General features: G+C 59.7%; 7 protein-coding genes and 1 pseudogene. 4 read left to right on the top strand and 4 right to left on the bottom strand.

The features are described from left to right. From speA to ACIP1X_RS26440, 4 genes are all read right to left on the bottom strand, one after another. On the bottom strand, positions 1-1150 hold a 1150-nt coding region (gene speA / locus ACIP1X_RS26455; RefSeq protein WP_400755753.1), incomplete at its 3' end, for a biosynthetic arginine decarboxylase. Between the two features lie 219 nt (positions 1151-1369). After that, positions 1370-1741 carry a translation initiation factor Sui1 gene (locus ACIP1X_RS26450; protein WP_007914613.1) on the bottom strand — a complete coding sequence of 124 codons (372 nt, stop codon included), beginning with the start codon at positions 1739-1741 and terminating at the stop codon, positions 1370-1372. A 306-nt stretch (positions 1742-2047) separates the two neighbouring features. Further along, a complete protein-coding gene (locus tag ACIP1X_RS26445) occupies positions 2048-2605 on the bottom strand; it encodes an NUDIX hydrolase (protein ID WP_053116909.1) in 558 nt (185 codons plus the stop codon). Between the two features lie 3 nt (positions 2606-2608). Continuing rightward, positions 2609-3676 (bottom strand): DUF2333 family protein, encoded by a 1068-nt coding sequence (locus ACIP1X_RS26440; RefSeq protein ID WP_053116908.1) that lies wholly within the window; start codon positions 3674-3676, stop codon positions 2609-2611. A 435-nt stretch (positions 3677-4111) separates the two neighbouring features. Here ACIP1X_RS26440 and gcbA point away from each other — a divergent pair, with 435 nt between their 5' ends. The 4 genes and pseudogenes from gcbA to accB form a co-directional block, all read left to right on the top strand. Continuing rightward, positions 4112-5782, top strand: a complete 1671-nt coding sequence (gene gcbA, locus ACIP1X_RS26435; protein WP_053116907.1) for a diguanylate cyclase GcbA — start codon at positions 4112-4114, stop codon at positions 5780-5782. Between the two features lie 1491 nt (positions 5783-7273). After that, positions 7274-7780, top strand: a pseudogene (locus ACIP1X_RS26430) (methyl-accepting chemotaxis protein); the annotation flags it as partial. Between the two features lie 252 nt (positions 7781-8032). Continuing rightward, positions 8033-8485: a type II 3-dehydroquinate dehydratase gene (gene aroQ, locus ACIP1X_RS26425; RefSeq protein WP_008078187.1), complete on the top strand. Its 453-nt coding sequence runs from the start codon at positions 8033-8035 to the stop codon at positions 8483-8485. 48 nt (positions 8486-8533) lie between these two features. After that, positions 8534-8946 (top strand): acetyl-CoA carboxylase biotin carboxyl carrier protein (accB, locus tag ACIP1X_RS26420; protein ID WP_400755752.1); only part of this gene is annotated, 413 nt, incomplete at its 3' end.

Here is an 8946-nt window from a genome sequence, read left to right as displayed (position 1 = left end):
ACTGCACGGTTTCCGGCAGCGCTTCCTTGTTTTCGATCTGCGGGATTTCGTCGTTGTGTTTCTCGACGTCAGTCACCTGCACCACCAGCATCGCGTGGTGCGCGGTCAGCGAGCGGCCGCTTTCGGAGAAGATGTGCGGATGCGGCAGGGCCTGCGCATCGCAGAATTCCTTGAGCATGCCGACCACAACACCGGCGTAATCGTCCATGTCGTAGTTGATCGAGCTGGCGTTGCGCGAGTGCGTGCCGTCGTAGTCGACGCCCAGACCGCCACCGACGTCGATGTGATCGACCGGCAGACCGAGGTTGCGCAGCTCGCCGTAGTAACGAATCGCTTCTTTGAAACCATGCTGATAGTCAGCCAGGTTGGCAATCTGCGAACCCATGTGGAAGTGCAGCAGGCGAATGCCCTGATCCAGACCGGCCGCGCGGAAGCGCTCGACCACCGACAGCAGTTGCGCCGCCGACAGACCGAATTTGGATTTCTCGCCACCGGTGTCCGCCCACTTCGACGAGGCCAGCGACGACAGACGCACGCGCAGGCCGACCTGTGGCTTGACCTTCAGCGAGGCGGCTTCTTCGATCACCAGAGCGACTTCGGATTCTTTCTCGATGACGATGAACACGTTGTGGCCAAGCTTCTGACCCATCAGCGCCAGACGAATGAACTCGCGATCCTTGTAACCGTTGCAGACGATGGTGCCGCCCTTCGGCGCCAGCGCCAGCACGGCCAGCAGCTCAGGCTTGGAGCCAGCTTCCAGACCGATGGAGACGTCCTTGGTGGCGATGATGTTCTCGATCACCGCTTCTTGCTGGTTAACCTTGATCGGGTACAGCGCGGTGTACTTGCTCTGGTATTCCAGACGTTCGATGTTCGCATCGAAGGCGCCGGTCAACTGGCGGACACGGTCTTGCAGGATGTCGGGGAAACGAACCAGCAACGGCAAGGACAAACCGCTTTTGCGCAGTTGGTCGACTTGCTCGAACAGGTCGATAGGCGAGCTGCTCGGGCCGTTCGGACGAACTTCGACGCGACCGGCTTCATTGATCGCGAAATACCCGGCCCCCCAATGGCGAATCCCGTAAACACTGCGGCTGTCCGCAACTGTCCATTGGCTGCCATCGTCTTTACGTGTGCGTCGTACGGACATCGAAGTCCCCTATAAAGAAGTCATAGTGCGTCGCCTGATCGCAGGCCGGCGCAGTCTAAAGAATGAAAATGACGATTCGTCAGCGCGGCGGTAGACCGCGCTGACCGCGTGGAGTTTAGAAACCGGTCATGAACAGGCTCTGTGAAAACCATGGAGACGACGCCGGATCTGAATGAATTCAGCGCCGGATCAAGCCGCAGATGGATTTCACAGAGGCTGCTAGCCGCCGGACTTCTTCGCTTTGAAACCGTGCTTGATCAGCTCAGCCAAGAGTAGCTCGACATGATCGCCCTGGATTTCGATGATCCCGTCTTTCAGCGCCCCGCCAGTGCCGCAACGTTTCTTCAACGTTGTCGCCAACTCTTTGAGCGCGTCTTCGGCCAGTGGCACGCCGGTGATGGTGGTCACCGTCTTGCCGCCGCGGCCCTTGCTCTCGCGACGCACGCGGGCAATGCCGTCCCCTGCCGGGATCACGGTTTGTTTGCAGATACAGGCGTCCACCGGCTTACTGCATTCCGGGCAATGACGACCTGCGTCGGTGGAAAATACCAGGCCACCAAGGGCGGCGAAGGATGCGGCTTTTTTGGCCACCGGCAATCCTCTTGGGAGGACAAAGACTGATCGCGACCTTGGGCAAGGTCATCGACCGCGAAGCCCCACTCAGGCAGGGGCAGCGCTACTGCACCGGAATTTGGCGACGAGACTGCTGACCTGTAGGAGCTGCCGAAGGCTGCGATCTTTTGATCCTGCTCTTGAAAAACAAGATCAAAAGATCGCAGCCTTCGGCAGCTCCTACAGTGGGTCAGCAGGCCAACCTCAAACTATTCGGTGCAGCTTGAAAAGGTCGCGCAGTGTAACGGCAAAAAACCCGATTGCTAAGTGCCAATCAGCGCCAATTTATGTGTTCTTTGCGACGTCGCTTTGTTGCGCCTTGAGATAGCGCTTCAACGCGGCCAGCGAGTCCGGGCAGTAAGGCTTTTGCCGGATTTCCTGCATGACCTGCTCGACCGGAATAAAGCGCGCTTCCAGCACCTCTTCCGGTTGCAGTTTCAGCGGGCCGTCCCAGACGGCGGAAAACGCCGAACACCAGAGACGGTTGCCAGTGTCTTCGAAGTAGAAATGATCGTGAGCGGTCAACTCTACGCCGCTGACGCCCAGCTCTTCTTCCAGCTCACGGGCGGCCGACTCGGCGTAAGTCTCGTCAGCCTGCACCATGCCACCCGCCGCGACGTCCCAGTAACCGGGATAAATCGCCTTGCTCAAAGTGCGCCGATGCACGCAAAGCTCACCGGCAGAATTGAACAGCATGATGTAAGTGCCGCGACCGATCAGCCCGCGTTCGCGCAGATCGGCGCGCACCAGAGCGCCGAGCAGGTTGTCCTGCTCGTCGACCCAGGCAATCTGTTCGGCATCGGAGGCGGCACGGTGCGCCGCCTCTTTCGCGCTATCGGACATGACTCATCCCTGATTAAGCAGTTGACGCAGATCGATCACAGCAGCGTTCGCACGGGAAATATAGTTGGCCATGACCAGCGAGTGGTTGGCCAGCACGCCGAAGCCGCTACCGTTAAGAATCATAGGACTCCACACCGGTTCCTGCGAGGCTTCCAGTTCACGAATGATCTGACGCACGCTGACGGTGGCGTTCTTCTTCGCCAGCACATCGGCGAAGTCGACTTCGATAGCGCGCAGCAAGTGCGACAGCGCCCAGGCCTGACCGCGTGCTTCGTAGAAGACGTTGTCGATCTGCATCCACGGCGTCTCGACGATTTCCTCATCGACCTGCGGCACTTCACCCACCGCCGGGGTTTCGGTTTTCAGCGCGGTGTTCAGCTTGACCCGGCCAACACTGGCCGACAGACGTTGCGACAGTGAACCCAGACGGGTGCCGACATCGCCCAGCCAGTTGTTCAGGTTGTCAGCACGCGCATAAAACAGTGCGTTTTTCTGGCTCGGATCCGACAGGCGCGCCTGATAACGGCTCAGCGAGTTGATGCCTTCCTGATACTCGGACTCGCTGGAAGGCAGAACCCAGCTCTTGTTGTCGAAGTTGAAACGCGGCTCGGCCTTGGCCAGATCGGCATCTTCCGCCGACTGCGATTGCGAACGGGCGAAGTCTTTACGCAGGGCGCGGGTCAGGTCGCGCACCTGAACCAGCACGCCGTATTCCCAGCTCGGCGTGTTGTCCATCCACAGGCCTGGCGGGAAGCGGTCGTTGGAAATGTAGCCGCCCGGTTTGTTGAGCAACGTGCCGGCGACGGTCTTCAGGGTTTCGACCGTGGTGTAGCCGATGACCATTTGCTTGCCTTCTTTCTCGGCAGCCACTTGCGCGTTTTGAGCGACCGGAAACAGCGCCGGCTCCTGGCTCCAGTACCAGCCGAGGCCGATGGTCACCAGCAGATAAATGCCGATCAGTGTGGCCAATGCGCGGCTGAACAGCAGCCCGCCAACATAGCTGCGGGTGGCCGACTTGGGCTCGGCGGCACGTTCAGGCGCGCTGCCCGCGCGGTTTTTCCAGTCCAGCATGGCGATATCCTTTCAATCACTTGGGTTCAACGGTTCGACCACAACCATACAACAACGTGCCAGAGCCGGGCACCCGCGCGTAAAGATAAGCCGCAAATCATGTGGGCGAATGACGCTTCGCGCCGATCTAAGGGTTTCCCTGATAGCCGAGGGCCGATCACACGCATGCAGGCGCTTGAAAACAATCGAAAAGCGCATTCACCGCGATGATAAAAGCGTGGGCAAAAAACTCATCCGAAAATCACCCTGCCTCTATTACGCTCCCGGCACACGGGGGCTTCACCGACGAGCAGGTCGAAAACAAAACCGATCGGTCAGAAACTGAATGATGATGCATTGCAGATTATTGCAGTACGACGCTCGTGTAAGGGAAAAGAGGTGCTAGCATAGAGCCACCAGTCGCCCTCAGCATGCAGCCTAACTAGTAGTCAGGATATGACCGAGCCAGAAGACCCCAGCCGTGAGCGTCTCAAGCACCACTTTGCCCAGCGGGTAATTCATCAGGCACGTCAGATTCTTGAGATATGGCAGCGCCTGCAACGCAGTGAGTGGTCCACCGTCGACCTCGCCGAACTGAGCGAGGCGAACTTGCGCCTGCTGCGTTTTGCCGAGCGCTTCGAACAGCCTGAACACACGCAACTGGCGCACCACATCAGTCAATCGCTGCAAGCAGTGGACGCCAATCGCGGCCGTCTCAGCAGCGGTCTGATCACCGACCTCAATCGTTTGATGCAGCGTTTGTCGCGCACCGGCCTGCGTCATGGCGATCAACTCGACCAGACCTTCCTGCCGCCGCTGCGCAAGCCGATCTACGTGATGCTGCAGGATCACGACCGCGCCGAGCGACTGGCCAAACAACTGGAATTCTTCGGTCTCAGTGCTCAGGCGCTGGACAGCGTGGCAGCCTTTCGTTCGTCGATGGTCGAGCGCTTGCCCGCCGCCATCGTCATGGACGTGGACTTCAGCGGTGCCGGCATCGGCCTGAAACTCGCCGCCGAAGCGCAGGTCGGTCTGGATGAACCGCTGCCGCTGCTGTTCTTCAGCCTGCACGAAACCGACACCCCGACCCGTCTCGCCGCCGTGCGCGCCGGCGGCCAGGAATTCCTCACCGGCACCCTCGAAGCGTCGAGCCTGCTGGAGAAAATCGAGGTCCTCACCTGCGTCGCCCAATACGAACCTTATAAAGTGCTGATCATCGACGACTCGCGTGCGCAGGCCCTGCACACCGAACGCTTGCTCAACAGCGCCGGCATCGTCACACGCACGCTGATCGAACCGATTCAGGCGATGGCCGAACTGGCCGATTTCCAGCCGGATCTGATCATCCTCGACATGTACATGCCGGCCTGCACCGGCACCGAGCTGGCCAAAGTGATTCGCCACAACGACCGTTATGTCAGCGTGCCGATCATCTATCTGTCGGCCGAGGACGATCTGGACAAACAGCTCGACGCGATGAGCGAGGGCGGCGATGACTTCCTGACCAAACCGATCAAGCCGCGCCACCTGATCACCACCGTGCGCAACCGCGCGGCCCGTGCGCGCAATCTGAAAGCACGGATGGTGCGCGACAGCCTCACCGGTTTGTACAACCACACGCACATTCTGCAATTGCTCGAAGACTGCTCGTTCCGCGCCCGCCGCGAGAGCAAGCCGCTGAGCTTTGCGATGCTCGACATCGACCACTTCAAACGGGTCAACGACAGCCACGGCCACCCGATGGGCGACCGCGTGATCAAGAGCCTCGCACTGTTCCTTAAACAGCGTTTGCGCAAGACCGATTTCATCGGCCGTTACGGCGGCGAAGAATTCGCCATCGTCATGCCCGACACGGATATAGAGGCTGCGCACAAAGTGCTCGACGAAATTCGTCAGCGCTTCGCCGAGATTCATTACCCGGCACAACCGCAGGATTTGTGGTGCACCTTCAGCGCCGGCGTGGTGGAAATGCACGACGACTGCGACAGCCTGATGATGGCCAGTCAGGCTGACGAGGCGCTGTACCGCGCCAAGGGTGCGGGACGCAATCGCGTGCAGTCGGCGCGGGAATCAAAGCAAAGTGCCACCTTTTCATCAGATTCCACTGATTCGGTCATAACCCTGTAACAGAACCGCAATAAATTCAGGCGCTTACCATTTCTGCCGTTGGTAGCCGTCATGCGCCTGAAGTTGCTCACCAATCTCAATACCCTGCTGCTGGTCGCCGTGTGTGTCGCACTCGGCGCCACGCTGTGGTGGTCGCAAAAAGCCCTCGAACGCCCGTATTTATTGATGGAGCGATATTTGGGGCTGTCACAGCAATTTCAGAACGAGGTGGCGCGCAACGTCGAGGACTACCTCGCCAGCGGCGACGCCTTGCGCCTGAGCGCCGCCAGTCAGGCCATTGATGGCTTGCACAAAGAACTCGGCGAACTGCCGCCGGCGCTGGCCGATACGCTGCGCCCGAGCCTGGCGGAGCTGGATGAATTCAGCAAAACCGATCTGCTCGCCGCCGGCAAACTGGCCGGTGATCCGCAGGCCTTGTTGTTACAGGCCGAACGCGAACTGAGCGCCAGCCTTGAGCAACTCAGCACCTACGCCAACGGCAACTCGGGTTACCTGACGCCGCTGCTTGCCGCCTCGCAACATCTCGGTAAATTGTCGCTGGCGCGGGACAAACTGGTCAGCAGCGGTCGCAGTGAATTGGCGGCGGACGTTGAGCGTGAAGTCAGCAACATCAGCACGCAGGCGCAAGCGATTGATGCCCTGCCCTTGCTCGGCGTTGTCGCGAAAAGCGAATCCGGCAGCGACGATTTCGCCGCGATGATGGGCATCGAGAACACTGAAAAAGCCGTCGCCGAAGATGCTGGCGTCGACCTCAAACGCGAACTCAACAGCTTGCTCGGTCGTTATCCGGCAGAGCTGGCGCGCACTCGCGAGCAGATCCAGAAGCGCAGCGATCTCAGCGCCGCCACCCACCAGAAAATCGCCGCCGTGCAGCAGGCTATCGCCGGACTTGAGCCGGTGGTGCGTGCGCAACACGGGCAGATTCAGGGTGAAGTGCGCCTGATGCAGGGAGTGATGATCGGCCTGATTCTGTTGATCGCGCTGCTGATCGACACCTTGCAGCGCCGCCTCTCGCGCACTCTGACCAACCTTGCTCCAGCGCTGTCGACCTGGGCTGAAGGCGATTTCAGCCGCGACATTCATCTGGGCAAAACCAACCGCGAACTGCATGACATCGAGGCTTCGCTCAATCGCTTGCGCGCCTATCTGGTGGATCTGGTCGGGACGATTCGCGGCAACGCCGAGCAGGTCGCGGGCAGCAGCCGCACCCTCGCCGAGCTGAGCAACGATTTGCACAGCGGCGCCGAGCATCAGGCCGGCGACACCGCGCTGATCCGCGATTCCCTCGGCGAACTGGAGGCGACCATTCAGCAAGTGGCCGGTGACGCGCGACAGGCCGCCGATGCCAGCCGTCATGCCGGACTGGCCGTCGAACATGGCCAAACCGTGATTGGCCAGAGCCTGACCGGGCTGCACGCCTTGGTCGGTGAAGTGCAAGGTAATGCGCAGATGATCGAGCATCTGGCTGAGGAGTCGGCGACCATCGGTGGCGTGCTGACGGTGATTCGCTCGATTGCCGATCAGACCAATTTGCTCGCGCTGAACGCGGCGATTGAAGCGGCGCGGGCCGGGGAAATGGGTCGCAGTTTTGCCGTGGTCGCCGAGGAAGTGCGTTCGCTGGCGCAGCGGACAGCCGGGGCCACGGCGGAGATTCAGAAGTTGATTGCCGGCCTGCAAACAGCGGCGCGACAATCGGTCGAAGGCATGCGCGCGCAGGTCGAACACGCCGAAGCCACGGCCAGTCAGGCACAAGCAGCGGATGGCGCGCTGGATAAAATCGTTGGCGCGATTCAGACGATTTCCGACACGGCGGTGCGCATTGCTGAGGTGACGGCGCAGCAGAGTGGCGCGGTCAGTGAGATTCGCGATCACAGCGAGCGGATTCATCAGTTGGGTGGGGATAACCTGGTGCGGATCGGTCGTGGGCGCGAACAAGGCGAGAACTTGCTGGTACTTGGCGGCCAACTGCATACAGCCGTACAGGCCTTTCGCGTCTGATAAACCGCTATCGCGAGCAGGCTCACTCCTACAGGGGAACGCATTTCAACTGTAGGAGTGAGCCTGCTCGCGATAGCGTCATTTGTATTACCGCCTATCTTGCGGAATGACCGGATCAAACCACTTGGTCACATATTTTGCGCAAACATCGCCCATCGTGCTGGCTATTGCATAGAACTGGACAGTCACAAAGTCTTTGCGGCATAGTCGCCGGGTTCTGAACATTGCTCACCCATAACAAGGACAACGCAGATGGCAACGCTACTGGTACTGCACGGCCCCAACCTGAACCTGCTCGGCACCCGCGAACCCGGTACTTACGGTTCAACGACCCTGGCGCAGATCAATCAGGATCTGGAGCGCCGCGCCCGTGAAGCCGGCCACCATCTGCTGTATCTGCAAAGCAATGCCGAGTACGAATTGATCGACCGGATCCACGCCGCGCGCGGCGAAGGTGTGGATTTCATCCTGATCAATCCAGCAGCTTTTACACACACAAGTGTCGCATTACGTGACGCGCTGCTGGGAGTGAGCATCCCATTCATCGAAGTGCATTTGTCCAACGTGCACAAACGCGAACCTTTCCGCCATCACTCTTACTTCTCCGACGTAGCGGTGGGAGTGATCTGCGGCCTTGGCGCCAGCGGTTACCGACTGGCCCTGGAGGCTGCACTAGAACAGCTTGAAACACCGGCAACGACTTGAAATACAAGCGTTAAGCGCCCCTGACCGACCCTTGGGAGTTGATGATTCATGGATATCCGTAAAGTTAAGAAATTGATCGAATTGCTGGAAGAGTCCGGCATCGACGAGCTCGAGATCAAGGAAGGCGAAGAGTCCGTACGCATCAGCCGTCACAGCAAAACCCCGGCTCAGCAGTATTACGCGCCGGCTCCGATGCAAGCACCGGCTGCCGCACCTGTTGCTGCTCCAGTAGCGGCTGCAGCCCCGGTTGCCGCTGCTGCGCCAGCGCTGAACGGCACTGTTGCCCGTTCGCCGATGGTCGGCACGTTCTACCGTAAATCTTCGCCAGCCTCGCCAGCCTTCGTTGAAGTCGGCCAGACCGTGAAGAAAGGCGACACTCTGTGCATCGTCGAAGCCATGAAGATGATGAACCACATCGAAGCTGAAACCAGCGGTGTGATCGAGTCCATCCTCGTCGAAGA

It is taken from the genome of Pseudomonas sp. NPDC088885 (assembly GCF_044750025.1).
GTDB classification, from domain to species: Bacteria; Pseudomonadota; Gammaproteobacteria; order Pseudomonadales; family Pseudomonadaceae; genus Aquipseudomonas; species Aquipseudomonas rustica.
This window is presented reverse-complemented; position numbering and strand designations above follow the sequence as displayed.